This is a genomic window from Bradyrhizobium sp. CCGUVB1N3, assembly GCF_024199925.1.
Classification (GTDB): Bacteria; Pseudomonadota; Alphaproteobacteria; order Rhizobiales; family Xanthobacteraceae; genus Bradyrhizobium.
In genome coordinates this window covers 6,972,769-6,989,949 of the sequence record NZ_JANADR010000001.1, presented here as the reverse complement: position 1 = coordinate 6,989,949, position 17,181 = coordinate 6,972,769, and the positions used below count along the sequence as shown (strand labels likewise).

Genomic DNA, 17,181 nt, shown 5'->3' with positions numbered 1-17,181 from the left:
GGAGAGGGGAAGAATTCAGACCCGCTCGATGATCGTCGCGGTGCCCATGCCGCCGCCGATACACAGCGTCACCAGCGCGGTCGACTTGTTGGTGCGCTCGAGCTCGTCGAGCACGGTGCCCAGGATCATCGCACCGGTAGCGCCGAGCGGATGGCCGAGTGCAATCGCACCGCCATTGACGTTGATCTTGGCATTGTCGATCTCGAAGGCCTGGATGTAGCGCAGCACGACGGAGGCAAAGGCCTCGTTGAGCTCGAACAGGTCGATGTCCGACTTCTTCATGCCCGAGCGCGCAAACAGCTTTTCGGTGACGTCGACCGGACCGGTCAGCATCATCGCCGGCTCCGAGCCGATATTGGCGAAGGCGCGGATCTTGGCGCGCGGCTTCATGCCGTACTTTGCTCCCGCCTCCTTGCTGCCGAGCAGCACGGCGCCGGCTCCGTCGACAATGCCGGAAGAGTTGCCGGCGTGGTGCACGTAATTCACGCGCTCGATCTCCGGATGCGACTGGACCGCGACCGCATCGAAGCCGCCCATCTGTGCCATCATGGTGAAGGACGGCTGGAGTTGCGCCAGCGACTGCATGGTCGTGGTGGGCCGCATATGCTCGTCCTTGGCGAGGATGGTGAGGCCATTGATGTCCTTCACCGGCACCACCGACTTGTTGAAGCGGCCTTCGTCCCAGGCCTTGCCGGCGCGCTGCTGGCTCTGCACCGCGTAGGCGTCGACGTCGTCGCGGGAGAAGCCGTACTTCGTGGCGATCAGATCGGCCGAGACGCCCTGCGGCATGAAATAGGCCGGCACGGCCATCGAGGGGTCCATCGGCCATGCACCGCCGGAGGCACCGATGCCGACGCGGCTCATGGATTCGGCGCCGCCGCCGATCACCAGCTCATGCTGGCCGCTCATGACCTGGGCTGCCGCGAAATTCACGGCATCGAGGCCGGAGGCGCAGAAGCGGCTGATCTGCACGCCGGGGACGGCTTCGCCGAGACCGGCCTTGAGTGCCGCGAAGCGCGCGATGTCGCTTCCCGCCTCGCCGACGGGATCGACCACGCCGAGCACGACGTCGTCGACGGAGTCCACGGGCAGGTTGTTGCGCTCCTTCAGAGCCTGCAGCGGGACGGTGGCGAGCGCCAGCGCGGTAACCTCGTGCAGCGCGCCATCCGGCTTGCCGCGGCCGCGCGGCGTGCGAACGTGGTCGTAGATGAATGCCTCAGGCATGACGCCCTCCTGATGTGATGTTCAATGCGATTGGGACCTGGCGACGGAAGCTGGCTTAGAATGCTTCCGCCGGCAGTTCCATGACGGTGGCGCAGCCGGCCTGGATGCGCGCGAGGTTGGCCGCTGTTTCCGGCAGCATCCGCTCCATGAAGAAGCGGCCGGTGACGAGCTTGGTCGAGAGATAGGGCGTCGCCCCGCCCTCGGCAATCTTGGCCTGGGTGACTTTCGCCATCCGCGCCCACATGTAGCCGAGCGCGACGAAGCCGAAGAGATGCAGATAATCGGTTGCGGCGGCACCGGCATTGTCCGGCTTCGCCATCGCGTTCTGCATCAGCCAGGTGGTGGCCTGCTGGAGATGGCCGAGCGCGGTCGAGAGCGGCGCGACAAACGGCTTCAGCGCCTCGTCGCCGCCGTTCTCCTTGGCAAAGCCCATCACCTCGCCGAAGAACGCCATGATGGCGCGGCCACCGTCGCGCGGCAGCTTGCGGCCGACCAGATCGAGCGCCTGGATGCCGTTGGCGCCTTCATAGATCATGGCGATGCGCGCATCGCGCACGAACTGCTCCATGCCCTGCTCGGCGATGTAGCCGTGGCCGCCATACATCTGCTGCGCCTGCACCGCGTTGGCAAAGCCGTAGTCGGTGAGAAAGCCTTTCAGCACCGGTGTCATCAGGCCCATGTGATCGTCGGCGGCCTGGCGGTCCTTGGGATCCTCGGAGCGGTGGGCGACGTCGCTCTTCAGCGCGGTCCACACCACGAAGGCACGCGCGGCCTCGTTGAAGGCGCGGATCGACAGCAGCGTGCGGCGCACGTCGGGATGCACGATGATCGGATCGGCCGCCTTGTCCGGCGCCTTCGCACCAGTGAGCGCCCGGCCCTGGATGCGCTCGCGGGCATAGGCAACCGCGTTCTGGTAGGCAACCTCGGACTGCGCGAGACCCTGCACGGCGACGCCGAGGCGGGCCTCGTTCATCATCACGAACATGCCCTGCATGCCCTTGTTTTCTTCGCCGATCAGCCAGCCGGTGGCGTTGTCGTAGTTCATCACGCAGGTGGAATTGCCGTGGATGCCCATCTTGTGCTCGATCGAGCCGCAGACCACGCCGTTGCGCGCGCCGACGGAGCCGTCGGCGTTGACCAGAAACTTCGGCACCACGAACAGCGAGACGCCCTTGATGCCGGCGGGTGCACCCTCGATGCGCGCGAGCACGAGGTGGATGATGTTGCCAGCGAGATCGTGCTCGCCGGCGGAGATGAAAATCTTGGTGCCCGTGATCTTGAAGCTGCCGTCAGCCTGGCGCACCGCCTTGGTGCGGAGCATGCCGAGATCCGTGCCGCAATGCGGCTCGGTCAGGTTCATGGTGCCGGTCCATTCGCCAGCCACCATCTTCGGCACGTAGGTCTTCTTCTGCTCGGGCGTACCATGGACCAGCAGCGCCGCGGTCGCGCCCATGGTGAGACCGCCATACATCGAGAAGGCCATGTTGGCCGAGCACTGGAATTCGTTGACCGCCTGGCTCAGCGTGACCGGCAGGCCCTGGCCGCCATATTCGGTCGGCGCGGAAAGGCCGAGCCAGCCGCCTTCGGCGACCTGCTTGAAGGCGTCCTTGAAACCCTTCGGCGTGGTGACGCTGCCGTCGTCTGCGCGCTTGCAACCCTCGAGATCGCCGACACGATTGAGCGGCTGGAGCACCTCTTCTGCGAGCTTGGCGGCTTCGCCCAGGATCGCCTCGCGCACGTCGCTCGAGGCGTCGGAGAAGCCCGGCAGATTATCGTAGCGGTCGATCTGGAAGACGTCGTTGAAGAGGAAGTTCACGTCTTCGACGGGGGCTTTGTAGATCGGCATGGCGTTCTCCCGGCATGGGGCCGTTAAGTGGTGGTATTCTTGAAAACGCCCTGCGGCGCAGTCTTTGTCGCGAGTCTAACCGTTTCCGCTACCGCAGGGCAGTGTCATGATTGAGTAGCGAGCTGCTCCGCCATCAGGCGGTGCAGCATGTTGATGGCCTTGAGTGGACGCACCATGACCTTGAAATGCGTGATGCGGCCGTCATTGTCGAAGGTGATGATGTCGACGCCGTTGATCTCGATGCCGTCGATCATGGTCTTGAATTCGAGCACGGCACCGCTCGCGCTCTTCCACTCGCCGACATAGGTGAAGGTGGGGCCGCCGAGCACCTTCTCGGCGCTCGACAGGTACTTGAAGGTGATGTCGCGCCCGCGTTGCGGCGTGTGCACGACGGGACTTTCGAAGATGGCATCGGGATGAAGTAGGTCCCATAGCGCGGCGCGGTTATGGGACTTCATGTAGCCGTACCAGGAATCGAGGCCGGTCATTCTCAGGGTGCCTCCCTTCATGAAAAGGCGTTGGCAAAAAGCTTGAAAACAACCCCATGCAAAGTAGCGCGAAGGCCGACGCCGGCCGGCAACCGGCCTACCGTCATATGCACATTGACGCATATGCGCGGATATGCATAAAGTCAAGTCAATTGGTCGGGTACGTCTTAAGGGAGCCGTGTCATGGCACTGGGCGACGCAATTCTCGCATGCCTGACGGAACGTCCGATGACGGGCTACGAGCTCGCCAAGACGTTCGACTCCTCGATCGGCTTCTTCTGGAAGGCCGACCATCAGCAAATCTATCGTGAGCTCTCCAAGCTGCGTGACCGCGGCTACATCCAGGGCCGCGAGGTCGTGCAGTCCGGCAAGCCCAACAAGCTGGTTTATACGCTTACCGAGGAGGGACGAACAGCGCTGCGGCACTGGGCCGCGCGGCCGAGCACCCCGGCCTCGACCAAGGACGACCTCCTGGTCCGCCTCCATGCGCTGGACAGCATCGACATCGAGCCCCTGCGCACCGATCTGATGGCCCGCCTGGAGCACCACCGCGACCGCCATGCCAACTACGAGCGCATCCTGAAGAAGCGCTTTCCGGACGGCGAGGCATCGGGCATGCTCGACCTCGGCAATTTGCTGCTGCTCCGCCTCGGTGCCCGGCACGAGCAGATGGTGGCCGACTTCTGCGAGGAAGCGCTTGAGGCGCTGTCGACCATGAACGCGCGCGGCACGGTGGTGCCGATCGACGAGGGCAAGCGCGAGAAGGGCTGAGCAAAAGCGCGACGCTCCGCCACTCACTCCGCCGTCATCGCCCGGCTTGGACCGGGCGATCCAGTACTCCGAGACGGTCGTGATTGAATCGATAAGCCGCGGCGTACTGAATGCCCCGCCTGCGCGGGGCATGACACGGGTGAATGTGGCAACCGGAAGCGAGCCACGGACTCGATCAACCTCTCCCGCTTGCGGGGGAGGGAGTGCACCCACAATGCGGCCACAGGTCCCCCGCGCCCAACTTTAAGACAGCGGCGACGGCTTCCTTAACCCGTTATTTACCGTAACAGAGAAAAGTCGGTTTTTGAGGCAGACGACCCGCGCCGAATGGAATTGTCTCTGCAACTGGGACGCGCGGGAAAGCTGGAGGCATCGGGTGGGGTGCCGAAGTCGGAACCGGACAGAAGTCATGAATTCGCGCGTATCGTGGAGTGTTGACGGCATCGATCCATCCGTCAGGGAGCGGGCCGAAGCCGCTGCGCGCCGTGCCGGCATGTCACTCAACGATTGGCTGAACTCCACCCTCGGCGACACCACCCCGCCGAACTTCCGCGCATCCTACGAGCAGCGTCCGCAAGTCCCGCAAGCACCGAGTCAGGAAAGCCGTGACGTCGCCGACATCCACCAGCGGCTCGACGCGATCACCCAGCAGATCGAACGGATTTCAAAACCCGCGCCGCGCCAGGACTCTTCGCGGCAAGACGCTTCACGACAAGACACGTCGCGCGAGCAGGGCGTCGCGCGCCAGCTGAACGATGCGATCTCACGGCTGGACGCACGGCTGTCGCAGATCTCGCGGCCGCAGGCGCAGGCGCCGCGGACTGCTCCGGTCGAGACGCGCCAGCGCCAGGCCGAGATGGTCGAGCGCGCGGCAGCGCAGGTCTATCGCAACGCGCCGCCGCTCAGTCCCGCCTCGCTCGACGTGGCGGTGGCCGAAATCACCGCGCGGCAGAACGAGCTCGACAGCTTTGCGCCCCGGCAGATGCCGCCGCGCGCAGCGCCCTCGATTGCACCCGCCGCGCACGTAGCGCCCGCCTTGGCGCCTCCCCTGGCACCTCCCTTGGCGCCAACTGCCCCCGCCTATGCGCCTCCACAGCCGGGTGCCGACTTCTCGGCGCTCGAGCGGCATCTCCTCAAGATCACGAGCCAGATCGAGGCGCTGCAGCGCCCCGATCACATCGAGCAGTCGATCACGGCGTTCCGCAACGAGCTTGCGGAGATCCGCCACGCCATCACCGAGGCGATGCCGCGCCGCGCGATCGAATCGATCGAGAACGAGATCCGCTCGCTGCATCGTCGCATCGACGAGACGCGCACCTCCAACACCGACGGCCAGGCGCTCGCCGGTGTCGAGCGCGCGCTGTCCGAAATCAAGCAGGTGCTGCGTACGCTGACGCCGGCCGAGCAGCTCACCGGCTACGACGAGGCGATCCGCAATCTCGGCGGCAAGCTCGACCTGATCCTGCGCGCCAACGACGATCCCGGCACGGTGCAGCAGCTCGAAGGCGCGATCTCGGCGCTGCGCGGCATCGTCTCCAATGTCGCCTCCAACGACGCGCTGGCACGGCTGTCCGAGGACGTGCAGCTGCTGTCGTCCAAGGTCGACCAGATCACCCGCCCTTCTGCCCCCAGCAACGACAGCTTTGCGGCGCTGGAGCAGCGCATCGCCGCACTCACGGCTGCGCTGGAGACACGCGAGCGGCCTGCGCCGTCCGAAAGCACCGAGCATCTGGAGAACGCGATCCGCGCGCTGTCCGATCGCTTCGACCGCATGCAGGTCGGTGGCGACTCCGCCTCCACCTTCGCGCATCTCGAGCAGCGGGTGTCGTATCTCCTGGAGCGGATCGAGGCTGCCTCCGATCCGCGCAACGGCAATTTGAGCCGCGTCGAAGACGGGCTGCACGACATCCTGCGGCATCTGGAGCGGCAGCAGGCGACCTATGCCGCGCTTGCCGAAAGCCGCAGCTCGGCACCCCCATCCGATTCCGGCGTGGTCGACCTCGTCAAGCGCGAGCTCTCCGACATCCGCTTCAGCCAGGCCGAGACCAACCGCCACACGCAGGATTCGCTCGAAGCCGTGCACAGCACGCTCGGCCATGTCGTCGATCGCCTTTCGATGATCGAGGGCGATCTGCGCGCGGTGCGCAGTTCGCCACCCCAGGCCGCGCCGCAAGCGTTCGACGCACCGGCGATGCCGGCCGAACCGGCGCGCAGCGCGATGCCGCAGCAGCCGCCCAGAGCCGACCTCAAGCCCGATCTGCCGAATCCGGCCGCGGCGCAGGCGGCCTTCGTCGCCGCGCCGCGCGAATTCCACGCCGCAACGCCGGCTGCTCCGCCGCCGGTGCTGGCGGCCCCGCCCGCGATGCCTCCCTTGCCGCCGCGCGCAATCAGCGAAATCCTGGAGCCGCATGCTGCGCCTGCGCGCGCTGCGATCGCGCCCGAGCTTCCGCCCGATCATCCGCTGGAGCCGGGCACGCGGCCGAGCGGGCGCGCTGCCACGCCTTCGGAGCGCATTGCCGCGTCCGAAAGCGCGATCAGCGAAATTCCCGCCCCGCCAAAGGAGCCCGTGTCGTCGTCGAGCTTCATCGCCGCCGCACGCCGGGCCGCACAGGCCGCAGCCGCGCAGCCCGAGAAGCCCGGCCGTGGCGGCAAGGCTGCCGCGGGCGGCGCTGTCAAGGACAAGGGCAAGGAAGGCTCGACCATCACCTCGAAGATCCGCTCGCTGCTGGTCGGCGCGAGCGTGGTCGTGATCGTGCTCGGCACCTTCAAGATGGCGATGAACCTGCTCGAGGGCGGCGGCAGCGCCCCGCCGGTGCCGGCGATGGAGAGCCCCGCAAGCGCGCCCGCGCCACAAGCCCCTGCCCCCGCCGAGAGCAGCATGAAACCCGCCGTGCCCGAGCAGGTCACGCCGTCGATGACATCGCCGACCCCGCTCGGCCGGCAATCCCTGAACAATGCCGTTCCCGCCAACTCCGGCAGCACCGCGTCGGTCGAGATCCCGCCCCCACCGGCGGTAACTGGAAATAGCGACATCACCGGCGCGATCCCGACGACGCCGTCGCGCACGCGGCTCGGCACCGTCCAGGTGCCGTCAAGCGAGCGGCTGGCCGACGGCATCGGCGGTCCGGGCTTACGCGCCGCCGCGATGAGGGGTGATGCGACCGCGGCCTACGAGATCGGCCTGCGCTTTGCCGAAGGCAAAGGCGTGGCCGCGAATTACGAGGAAGCCGTCAAATGGTATGACCGCGCGGCGCAGGCCGGCGTGGTGCTCGCGACCTTCCGGCTCGGCACGCTCTATGAGAAGGGCCTGGGGGTGAAGAAGGACGCCGACATCGCCCGCCGCTACTACACGCAGGCCGCCGAGCGCGGCAACGCCAAGGCCATGCACAACCTCGCGGTGCTCGACGCCGACGGCGGCGGACGCGGCGCCAATTACAAGAGCGCGTCGCAGTGGTTCCGCAAGGCCGCCGATCGCGGCGTCGCCGACAGCCAGTACAATCTCGGCATCCTCTATGCTCGCGGCATCGGCGTCGAACAGAACCTTGCCGAGTCCTACAAATGGTTCAGCCTGGCTGCCGCCCAGGGCGACTCCGATGCAGCGACCAAGCGCGACGACGTTGCCAAGCGCCTCGACCCGCAGTCGCTCGCCGCTGCCAAGCTCGCGATCCAGACGTTCAGCGCCGAGCCGCAGCCGGACGACGCCGTCAACGTCGCAGCCCCCGCAGGCGGCTGGGACAGCGCTCCCGCGCAGGCCAGCACCAAGCCCGCGCCCAAGCCTGTCGCGACCAAACGCCAGGCCTCGGCCGCGCATTAAGGCATCAAGAGCCCACCTAGCTCCATCTAACCGCGGACTCGATGAACCTCTCCCGCTTGCGGGCCAGGGCAATCACATTTGAGCGCTTTCCTTGCGGCCCATCCTTCGAGACGCCCGCTTTGAGCGGGCTCCTCAGGATGAGGGCATTTTTCGCGGCAAGATCTTAGACCCTCATGGTGAGGAGCGCCGCTTGCGTCGCGTCTCGAACCATTCGAGGCCGAGGCCATGTCGCAAACCAGGGACGTGCGCTGGCTCGCGCCCGACCAGGCCATGGCGAATCACCGATCCCGTCGGCAAGCCCTGAGGATCGGCTCGCGTTAGTCTGAACTATTCACCACGCCGAGCGGTCCTGATCGGATCACGGGCGAAAAACGCCGCACGCTGGAAAATTCCTGGTCCGCCGTCGGGCGAATTCGGCTAATGAGGGACGCGGCAATCGTTCCGCCCTCCCGCGAGCATTCCGCAAATGGAGCACGATGATTTCAAGTTGAAATCATCATGCTCCCGATTCTTATTTGAGCATGATCTTGTCGGAAAACCGCGTCACACTTTTCCGGATCATGCTTGGTCCGTCTCGCCGGAACGTGCCCGATGCAGCTTTACCTCCCCATCGCTGATCTGCCGGTCAATGTGTTCCTGGTGCTCGCGATGGGCGCCGCGGTCGGCTTCGTCTCCGGCATGTTCGGCATCGGCGGCGGCTTCCTGATGACGCCGCTTCTGATCTTCATCGGCATCACCCCCGCCGTCGCGGTCGCCTCCGTTGCGAGCCACATCGCGGCGTCCTCGTTCTCCGGCGCGATCTCCTATTGGCGGCGGCGCGCGATCGATCCGGCGCTCGCGACCGTGCTGTTATGCGGCGGCGTGACGGGCACCGCGCTCGGCGTCTGGACCTTCACGCAGCTGCGCGCGCTCGGCCAGCTCGACCTGATGATCGCGCTCTCCTACGTGGTGCTGCTCACGACCGTGGGCAGCCTGATGTTCTCCGAAGGCCTGCGCGCGATGATGCGGACCCGACGCGGTGCCGTGCCGCTCCGGCGCACCCATAATTGGATCCACGGCCTGCCGCTGAAGATGCGCTTCAAGCGCTCGAAGATCTATCTGTCGGTGATCCCCATCGTCGTGGTCGGCATCGTCATTGGCTTCATCGGCGCGGTTATGGGCATCGGTGGCGGCTTCATCCTGGTGCCGGTGATGATCTATCTGTTGCGGGTGCCGACCTCGACAGTGATCGGGACGTCGATGATCCTGACGCTGGTCACCATGCTGTTCGCGACCATGCTGCATGCAATGACCAATCATCTGGTCGATGCGGTGCTGGCGCTGATCCTGATGGTCGGTGGCGTCACCGGCGCACAGTTCGGCGCGCGCGCCGGGCAGAGGATCCGCGGCGAGCAGTTGCGGCTGCTCCTGGGTCTGCTCATCCTCGCCGTCGGCTTGCGCTTCGCTGTCGAGCTCGTGCTCCGCCCCGAAGACCTCTTCACCATCCGCGAGATCGGAGTGACGGGATGATCGCGCGCGCATTCATCGCCAATTTCCTGGCGGCTCTCCTGATGCTGCTGCCCGGCGGCGCCGCGCGCGCCGAGCGGCTGATCGTGTCGGTCTCCAACCACCGCGTCACCGTGACGCCGAACTATTCCGGCGAGGAGCTGGTGCTGTTCGGCTCGGTGGAGAGGGACGCGGCGACGCCGGCGAATCGCAACGCCTACGATCTCGTCGTCACCGTGCTGGGCCCGCGCGCGGACATGGTGACGCGGCGCAAGGAACGAAAGTTCGGCATCTGGATCAACACCGACTACCGGCAATTCCTGCAGGTGCCGAGCTATCTCGCGTTGTTCGCCAATCGCCCCTTCGATCAGGTCACCTCGCCCGAGATCGCGCGGCGCCAGCAGATCGGGCTCAACAACGTGCTGCTGACCCAGCGTGTCGGCACCGACTATGCCGACGTAGTGCCGGACGACGCGTTCCGCAGTGCCTTCATCCGCTTGCGCACGCAGCGCGGGCTCTATCGCGAGGATCCGTCCGCGGTCACGTTCCTGACGCCAACGCTGTTCCGCACCGGCATTCCGCTGCCCGCAGAGGTGCCGATCGGGACCTATGAGGTCGAAATAAAATTGTTCGCGAACGGTGCGCTCGTGACCAAGACCGAGACGGCGTTCGAGATCGTCAAGGTCGGCTTCGAGCAGTTCGTCGCCACCAGCGCGCGGCAGAACGGATTGATCTACGGCCTCGTCACCGCCGCCCTGGCGCTGATGTGCGGCTGGTCCGCGTCGATCGTGTTCAGGAAGGATTGAGGTGGGGAGCCGAGCTTCCTCCGCGTCGTCATTCCGGGGCGGTCCGCAGGACCGAACCCGGAATCTCGAGATTCTCAGGTGCGCAATTGCGCACCATAGTTCGATGCTTCGCATCGCCCCGGAATGACAACTGATATCACGGCGCCTCGATCACCGTCGGCACGCCGGGCTCGAGCAGGCGCAGGCGCGGGCCGAAGCCGAGGACGTCGAAGGTCTTGCGCAGGTCTTCGCCGTTCTGGCGGAAATGCGCCCAGCCTTCGGTATGAACGGGCACGATCACCGCATCGGGAAAGGCGCGCGCGGTCTCGATGGTGTCATTGGTGTCCATGGTGAGATGGAACGGCCCGCGCGTCTGCGCTGCGCCGGCAAAGGGCAGCACCACGCCGCAATCGAAACGGCGCGCCACTTCCGCAACGCCGTCGAACCAGGTGGTGTCACCGCTGATATAGACCGGGCGGCTGTCCTTGTTGCTGGAGGACACCACGAAGCCGATGACGTCGCCCGACAGCGGCTCGATGCCGGCCGGACCGTGGCGCGCCGGAGTTGCGGTAATCGTCAGCGTGTTGCCATCACGATCCCTCACTTGCGTCGTGTCCCAGGGCGCAAGGCCTTCGACGTGACCGCCGAGCCGTCTTGCGCCCGCTTCCGTCGTCAGCACGCGTTTCACCTTGAACAGAAGCTCGCGGCCGGAATTGTCGAGATTGTCAGAATGCTGGTCATGGCTGAGCAACACCGCATCGACCGGGCCGATCGCGTCGGCCTTCAGCGCGGGGCCGATCGTCTTCTCCAACTTCACATGCGGCAGTTGATAGGCGCCCGGGCCATCGAAGGTCGGATCGGTGAGGAGGCGGAAGCCGTCGATCTCGATCAGCGCGGTCGGGCCGCCGATCAGGGTGATGGAAATGGGCATGACGGACTCCTGTTACGAGACGGGCTTGATCGCTGCGGATTGGGCGGGACGCGTCACGAGATAAATGCCGATCGCCACCGGAACGATCCCGAGCAGATCGCGCGCCTCGACATGCTCGCCGAGCACGAGAAAGGCGAACAGCATGCCGAGTGGGGGCATCAGGAAATGATAGGCGCTGGCCGCGGTCGCGCCACACACTTTCAGGAGATGGAACCAGAGCAGATAAGCGAGGATCGAGCCGCCGAGCACCAGGAAGGTGAAGGCGCCAATGAGGCCGGGCGTGAATTGAATTGCGTGGATGTCGGCGAAGCCGAGCGCGATCGGCGTGAGCACGATTCCGGCCGCGATGTTCTGGATGCCGTTGCCGATCCACAAGCTCCCCTTCGGCGCGAACAGCTTGAACAGGATGGTGCCGGCGACGATGGAGGCGAGCGAAGCCAGCGTGAAGACGATTCCGTGCAGGCTGTCGGTGCCGACCGCGAGGTGATGCCAGACGATGAAGGCAACCCCCAGGACGCCGAGCAGGAGGCCGCTCGCCTTGCGCCAGGTCATGCCCTCGCCGAGCAGCAGCGCGGCGAGTGCCGCCGTGAACACCGGATTGGCCGAGACGATCAAGCCGCCGAGGCCGGCGGAGACCGATTGCAGGCCGGTATAGCCGAGGCCGAGATAGAGCGCGTTGTTGGCGATACCGAGCACGGCAAACATTGCGGCGTCGCGCCAGGTCATGTCCCAGGCATCGCGACGCAGCGGCGAGACGCCGAGGATCAGGATGCCGGCGAGCGAAAAGCGCGCCGCGAGCAGGATCAGCGGCGGGCAGTCGGTGACGCCGATCTTGCCGGCGACGAAGGCAAAGCTCCAGAGCAGGCAGAACAGGCCGATGTAAAGCGGCAGCGGATTGAAGCGGCTGCGGGGGACGGCGATCGAGGGGGCGAGCGACATGGCAGTTTCTCTTGGGATTGTCCTGAGCCCTCGATCTAGGGAGCTCCCTTGTCATTTGAAAATTAAATGATTAACTGCCATCTAGTGGATTTATGAATGGAGGCGGCGATGCTCGATCTCGAGCTCTTGCGCAGCTTCGTCTCGGTGGTCGATGCCGGCGGCTTCACCCGCGCGAGCGAGCGCGTCCATCGCACGCAATCGACGGTGAGCCAGCAGATCAAGCGGCTGGAAGAGGACGTCGGCCAAATGCTGCTGCACCGTGACGGCAAGGACGTGCGGCCGACGGAGGCGGGCGAACGGCTCTTGTCCTACGCGCGGCGACTGTTGTCGCTTGCCGAGGAGGCGCGCGACGTGCTCAGCCAGCCGGGCAGCGAAGGCGCGATCCGGCTCGGCATCCCCGAGGATTTCGCCGCCTATCGGCTGGCCAAGCTGCTCGGAACGTTCTCGCGCTCGCATCCGGGCCTGCGGCTGGACGTGCGCGCCGACCAGAGCAGGAACCTGTCCCGCGACCTCGAACGCGGCGAACTCGATCTTGCGCTGTTCAAGCGCGAGGCCGGCGAGAAGGGCGCGATCGCGGTATGGCCGGAGCGGGTGCACTGGGTGACCAGCAAGAGCCATCCGATTCAAGCCGACGTGTCGTCGGTGCCGCTGATCGGTTTTCCGCTCGGCTGCCTCTATCGCGCCGGCGCCATCCATGCGCTGGAAAGCGCCGGCCGGCCCTGGCACATGGCCTATACGTCATCGAGCCTCGCCGGCATCCAGGCGGCGGTTGCCGCCGGCATGGGGTTGAGCATTTTGTCGGAGATGGCGATCCAGTCCGATCACCGCGTGCTGACGGCGAAGGACGGCTTTGCGCCGATCAACAAGACCGAAGTCGCGCTGATGGCCTCGCCGGACGCCAGCCCAGCCACGTTGCGACTGGCGGATCGGCTCGCCGAGTTCTGCGATACGGTGCAGGCGAAGGCGGCGTGATCTTGTGGGATGCGTAGGGTGGGTTAGCCCCGCGGCTGCGCGAGGCGCAGTCCGCTCGGCGTAACCCACCACTGTTTGTCTCCCGGATGCGAAAGAGGTGGGTTACGCTTCGCTAACCCACCCTACGAAGTGCGGACCTCAACAACACCGCGACGCTGCGATGGCGTGGACGCGGCGGTCGCCGAGGAGATGTGCGGTGAAGCTGCGAGCGCCGAACACGCGTGCGAACGCTTCATCGCGGATGCTGAGGCCGCCGGCATAGGCGCCGAAGGCCGGCATTACGGCGCGCATCCCGTCGGAGGCGAAGCAGCGCCGCTCCATCGAACGACCGCGGGCGGTGACGCGCGCCTTGGGATGAAGATGGCCCGCGATCTCGCCATGTGCGCCGGTCGGCTCATGGCGGAAAATGATCGGGCCGATCGCGACTTCGTCCGCGACCGTGCCGCCGAGATCGCGCGGCAATGCCGGATCGTGGTTGCCCGAAATCCAGATCCAGTCGCGGCCGGTCTGGAGCGAGGCCATGGCGCCGCGATCCTCAATCGACAGCCGCTCGTGGGCGCTGCGATCATGAAAGCTGTCGCCGAGCGCGATCACAATTCGCGGATCGTGCCGCGCGATCACGACCGCAAGACGGCTGAGCGTAGCAACCGTGTCGTAAGGCGGCAGCAGCACGCCGCGCGCGGCGAAGCTCGAGCCTTTCTCGAGATGCAGGTCGGAAACGACGAGCAGGCGCTGCGCGTCCCAGAACAGCGCGCCGGAGAGATCGGCAATGAACGATGCGCCCGCAATCTCAAGCGTGCGCGTCGACGTGATCGAAATGGCCGCCTGCTCCGTCATGGTCGGGCTCGCCGACTTGACAGACGATTTGGCAGGAGTTGCGCCCCAAGCTTTCATGGTTGTCGTCTACGACATCGCCTCTTTGACAAGCTCGTCGGCGGCCTCCGCCAGGAGCTCGTCTGCAGCTTCGCCATAAACTGACTCGCGGCCGATTTCCAGCATCACCGGGACGGCGAGCGGAGAGACGTGGTCGAGTTCCCGGTGCGTGATGTGACCATGGATGCGCGCGAGCATGTCCCCCAGCCGGCGCAGGTCGAGCAGGCCGGTCGCGGCATCGGCGCGTGCGGCGCGCAACAGCATGTGATCGGCCTGGTGCTTGCGCAGGACGTCGTAGACGAGGTCGGTCGAGAACAGCACCTGACGCCGGCTCTTGTCCTCGTCCGTGAAACGGCGCTCGATCAGGCCGGAGATCAGCGCGCAATTGCGGAACATGCGCTTCATCAGCGCGGACTCGGCGAGCCAGGCCTCGAGGTCGTCGCCAAGCATATCAGGGTCGAACAACGCGTTGAGATCGAGCTGGCCATTGCGGATCATGAAGGAGGCATCACCCAGCCCCCAGATCGCAACCGCATATTCATTGGCGACGAAACCGAGCGGCCGGGCGCGGGCGCGCTCCAGCCGGCGCGTCAGCAGCATGCCGAGCGTCTGGTGCGCGAGCCGGCCCTCGAAAGGATAGCAGATCAGATAGTGTTTGTTGCCGCGCGGAAAAGTTTCGACCAGCAGCTCGCGCACCGCCGGCACGCGTGAAACATCCTTTTGCAATGACAGCCAGTCGCGCACCTGCTCCGGCAGGTCACCCCACGCGCGCTTGTCATCCAGCAACCGGCGCACGCGCTCGGCCAGATAGGTCGACAGCGGAAATTTTCCGCCCATATAGGACGGCACCTTGGGATCCGCGTCATGGGCGCGGGAGACGTAGACCTGGTCCTCGGCCAGCGCTTCGTAGCGCACCACCTCGCCGCCGAACACGAAGGTGTCGCCTGGGCTCAGGCCCTCGATGAAATATTCCTCGATCTCGCCGAGCACGCGGCCACCGCGCGCGATCACGCCGGTCGAGCCGGTACCAGTCGAGCGCGAGCGCACCAGCCGCACCTTGAGCATTGGCTCCTCGACGATGGTGCCGACATTGAGGCGATAGCTCTGCCGCACCTTTGGATTGGCGACACGCCAACGGCCCTGCTTGTCTTGCTTGATGCGGGCGAAGCGCTCATAGGTCTTAAGCGCGTAACCGCCGGTGGCGACGAAATCGACGACGTCGTCGAAATCCTGCCGCGACAGATCGGCGTAAGTCGCGGCGGTGCGCACCTCGTCATACAGCTCGTCGCTCAGGAACGGCTCGCCGCAGGCGCAGCCGAGGACGTGCTGGGCCAGCACGTCGAGCGCGCCGATGCGCAAGGGTGGGGTATCCTGCGCATTCTCCGCGATCGCATCGATTGCGGCGCGGCACTCCAGCACCTCGAACCGGTTGGCCGGCACCAGCACCGCGCGCGAAGCTTCATCGAGGCGGTGGTTGGCGCGGCCGATGCGCTGCATCAGGCGCGAGCAGCCCTTTGGTGCGCCGATATTGATGACGAGATCGACGTCGCCCCAATCGACGCCGAGATCCAGCGAGGAGGTGCAGACCACGCCGCGCAGTTTTCCCGCCGACATCGCATCCTCGACCTTGCGGCGCTGCGCGACGTCGAGCGAGCCGTGATGCAGCGCGATCGCAAGGCCGTCGTCGTTCATGCGCCACAGATCCTGGAACAGCATCTCGGCCTGGCTGCGGGTGTTGACGAAGACGAGCGTGGTCTTGTTCGCCTTGATCAGCTCGTAGACCTCGGCCAGCGCATGGCGCGCGGTGTGGCCGGCCCAGGGCAGGCGCTCGCTTGTATCCAGCATCTCGACGATCGGCGTCGCCGCGCCGCCGGCGATGACGATGTCAGCGGCGGCCGCCTTGCCGCCCGGTTGCGGCATCAGGAAGCGCGCCAGCGATTCCGGCTCGGCCACCGTCGCCGACAGGCCGATCATGCGCATGTCAGGCGCAAGCCGCCACAGCCGCGCAAGCCCGAGCGAGAGCAGATCGCCGCGCTTGGAGGTGACCAGCGCATGCAGTTCGTCGAGCACCACGCGCTTGAGCGAGGAGAACAGGAACGGCGCATCGTCGGACGAGAGCAGCAAGGCGAGCTGCTCGGGTGTGGTCAGCAGAATGTCCGGCGGATAGCGACGCTGGCGCTGCCGCCGCGACACCGGCGTGTCGCCGGTGCGGGTCTCGACCTTGATCGGCAGCCCCATCTCCGCGATCGGCCGTTCCAGATTGCGCGCGATATCGACGGCGAGCGCTTTGAGCGGCGAGATGTAGAGGGTGTGGAGACCGCCGGTGCGCTGAACGGCGCGGCCGGTGGAGATCACCCGCTTCAACGCGCTCTGCTGCGCTCCCTCCCCCCTTGTGGGGGAGGGCTGGGGAGAGGGGTAAGCCACGGGCGCCAGCGCTTGTGATGACGACTGAGCTGGTTGCGGCGATCGTGGTCTTGCGTCGGCGTCGGAAGAAAGCTCCACCAGCGTCGGCAGAAATCCCGCCAGCGTCTTGCCGGCGCCGGTTGGTGCGATCAGCAGCGCGGAGCGATCCTCCCGGGCCTTTTCCAGCAGCGCCAATTGATGCGTGCGCGGCGACCAGCCGCGGGCCGCGAACCATCTCTGGAAGCGGTCGGGCAACAGCGCGGCCGGCTCGGCCGATGCGGTGAGGATACGGGGCGGCACGGCGATAGAGGTAAGCCGTGGGGACGGGTTCGTCGAGGGGTGGGTTGTTCGCCTCGCCCCGCCTGCGGGGAGAGGCCGGAATTCAAGCGCATCTTGAATTCCGGGTGAGGGGGGCCTCCGCGAGTCCAACTCTCATCGTATTCGTGGATACAGCCCTCACCCCGACCCTCTCCCCGTAAAAACGGGGAGAGGGAGAGGAAGTCCTGTAGGGTGGGCAAAACGACTTGTCCGCCGTAGCTCGTAGAGCGAAGGCGGAAGCGTGCCCACCTCTTCTGTTGCGATCATCGAGAGATGGTGGGCACGGCGCTGACGCGCCTTTGCCCACCCTACGGCACTTCGTCGAGGGGCAG

At 66.0% G+C, this 17,181-nt stretch carries 12 protein-coding genes; 5 read left to right on the top strand and 7 right to left on the bottom strand.

What is annotated here, in order from left to right; all coding sequences use genetic code 11:
• Positions 1–15: 15 nt before the first annotated feature.
• The 3 genes from NLM33_RS33315 to NLM33_RS33305 all read right to left on the bottom strand — a co-directional run bounded on the left by NLM33_RS33315 (position 16) and on the right by NLM33_RS33305 (position 3,558).
• Complete coding sequence (locus NLM33_RS33315; protein ID WP_254102669.1) at positions 16–1,224, bottom strand: acetyl-CoA C-acetyltransferase; 1,209 nt, start codon at positions 1,222–1,224, stop codon at positions 16–18.
• A 55-nt stretch (positions 1,225–1,279) separates the two neighbouring features.
• Entirely contained in the window at positions 1,280–3,070 is a 1,791-nt protein-coding gene (locus NLM33_RS33310; protein ID WP_254102667.1) for an acyl-CoA dehydrogenase C-terminal domain-containing protein, read from the bottom strand.
• 104 nt (positions 3,071–3,174) lie between these two features.
• A complete protein-coding gene (locus NLM33_RS33305) occupies positions 3,175–3,558 on the bottom strand; it encodes a nuclear transport factor 2 family protein (protein WP_254102665.1) in 384 nt (127 codons plus the stop codon).
• 183 nt (positions 3,559–3,741) lie between these two features.
• Between NLM33_RS33305 and NLM33_RS33300 the strand changes: the two genes are divergently transcribed.
• The 4 genes from NLM33_RS33300 to NLM33_RS33285 all read left to right on the top strand — a co-directional run bounded on the left by NLM33_RS33300 (position 3,742) and on the right by NLM33_RS33285 (position 10,434).
• A complete protein-coding gene (locus NLM33_RS33300; RefSeq protein ID WP_254102663.1) occupies positions 3,742–4,329 on the top strand; it encodes a PadR family transcriptional regulator in 588 nt (195 codons plus the stop codon).
• A 409-nt stretch (positions 4,330–4,738) separates the two neighbouring features.
• Positions 4,739–8,143, top strand: coding sequence for a hypothetical protein (locus NLM33_RS33295; RefSeq protein ID WP_254102661.1), 3,405 nt, complete (start codon positions 4,739–4,741; stop codon positions 8,141–8,143).
• 591 nt (positions 8,144–8,734) lie between these two features.
• Entirely contained in the window at positions 8,735–9,652 is a 918-nt protein-coding gene (locus tag NLM33_RS33290; RefSeq protein WP_254102660.1) for a sulfite exporter TauE/SafE family protein, read from the top strand.
• On the top strand, positions 9,649–10,434 hold the full coding sequence (locus tag NLM33_RS33285; protein WP_254102657.1) for a TIGR02186 family protein: 786 nt from the start codon (positions 9,649–9,651) through the stop codon (positions 10,432–10,434). Before NLM33_RS33290 ends, NLM33_RS33285 begins: the two co-directional genes overlap by 4 nt.
• 136 nt (positions 10,435–10,570) lie before the next feature.
• Here the strand turns inward: NLM33_RS33285 and NLM33_RS33280 are convergent, their stop codons facing one another.
• A complete protein-coding gene (locus tag NLM33_RS33280; protein ID WP_254102655.1) occupies positions 10,571–11,344 on the bottom strand; it encodes an MBL fold metallo-hydrolase in 774 nt (257 codons plus the stop codon).
• Positions 11,345–11,356: 12 nt separating this feature from the next.
• A complete protein-coding gene (locus NLM33_RS33275; protein ID WP_254102653.1) occupies positions 11,357–12,283 on the bottom strand; it encodes a DMT family transporter in 927 nt (308 codons plus the stop codon).
• Positions 12,284–12,391: 108 nt separating this feature from the next.
• Here NLM33_RS33275 and NLM33_RS33270 point away from each other — a divergent pair, with 108 nt between their 5' ends.
• A complete protein-coding gene (locus tag NLM33_RS33270) occupies positions 12,392–13,255 on the top strand; it encodes a LysR family transcriptional regulator (protein WP_254102649.1) in 864 nt (287 codons plus the stop codon).
• A gap of 138 nt (positions 13,256–13,393) precedes the next feature.
• On the opposite strand, the gene pdeM is transcribed toward NLM33_RS33270, so the two are convergent.
• Entirely contained in the window at positions 13,394–14,092 is a 699-nt protein-coding gene (gene pdeM, locus NLM33_RS33265) for a ligase-associated DNA damage response endonuclease PdeM (protein WP_254102647.1), read from the bottom strand.
• A 66-nt stretch (positions 14,093–14,158) separates the two neighbouring features.
• Entirely contained in the window at positions 14,159–16,831 is a 2,673-nt protein-coding gene (locus tag NLM33_RS33260) for a ligase-associated DNA damage response DEXH box helicase (RefSeq protein ID WP_254102645.1), read from the bottom strand.
• Between the last annotated feature and the right edge of the window lie 350 nt (positions 16,832–17,181).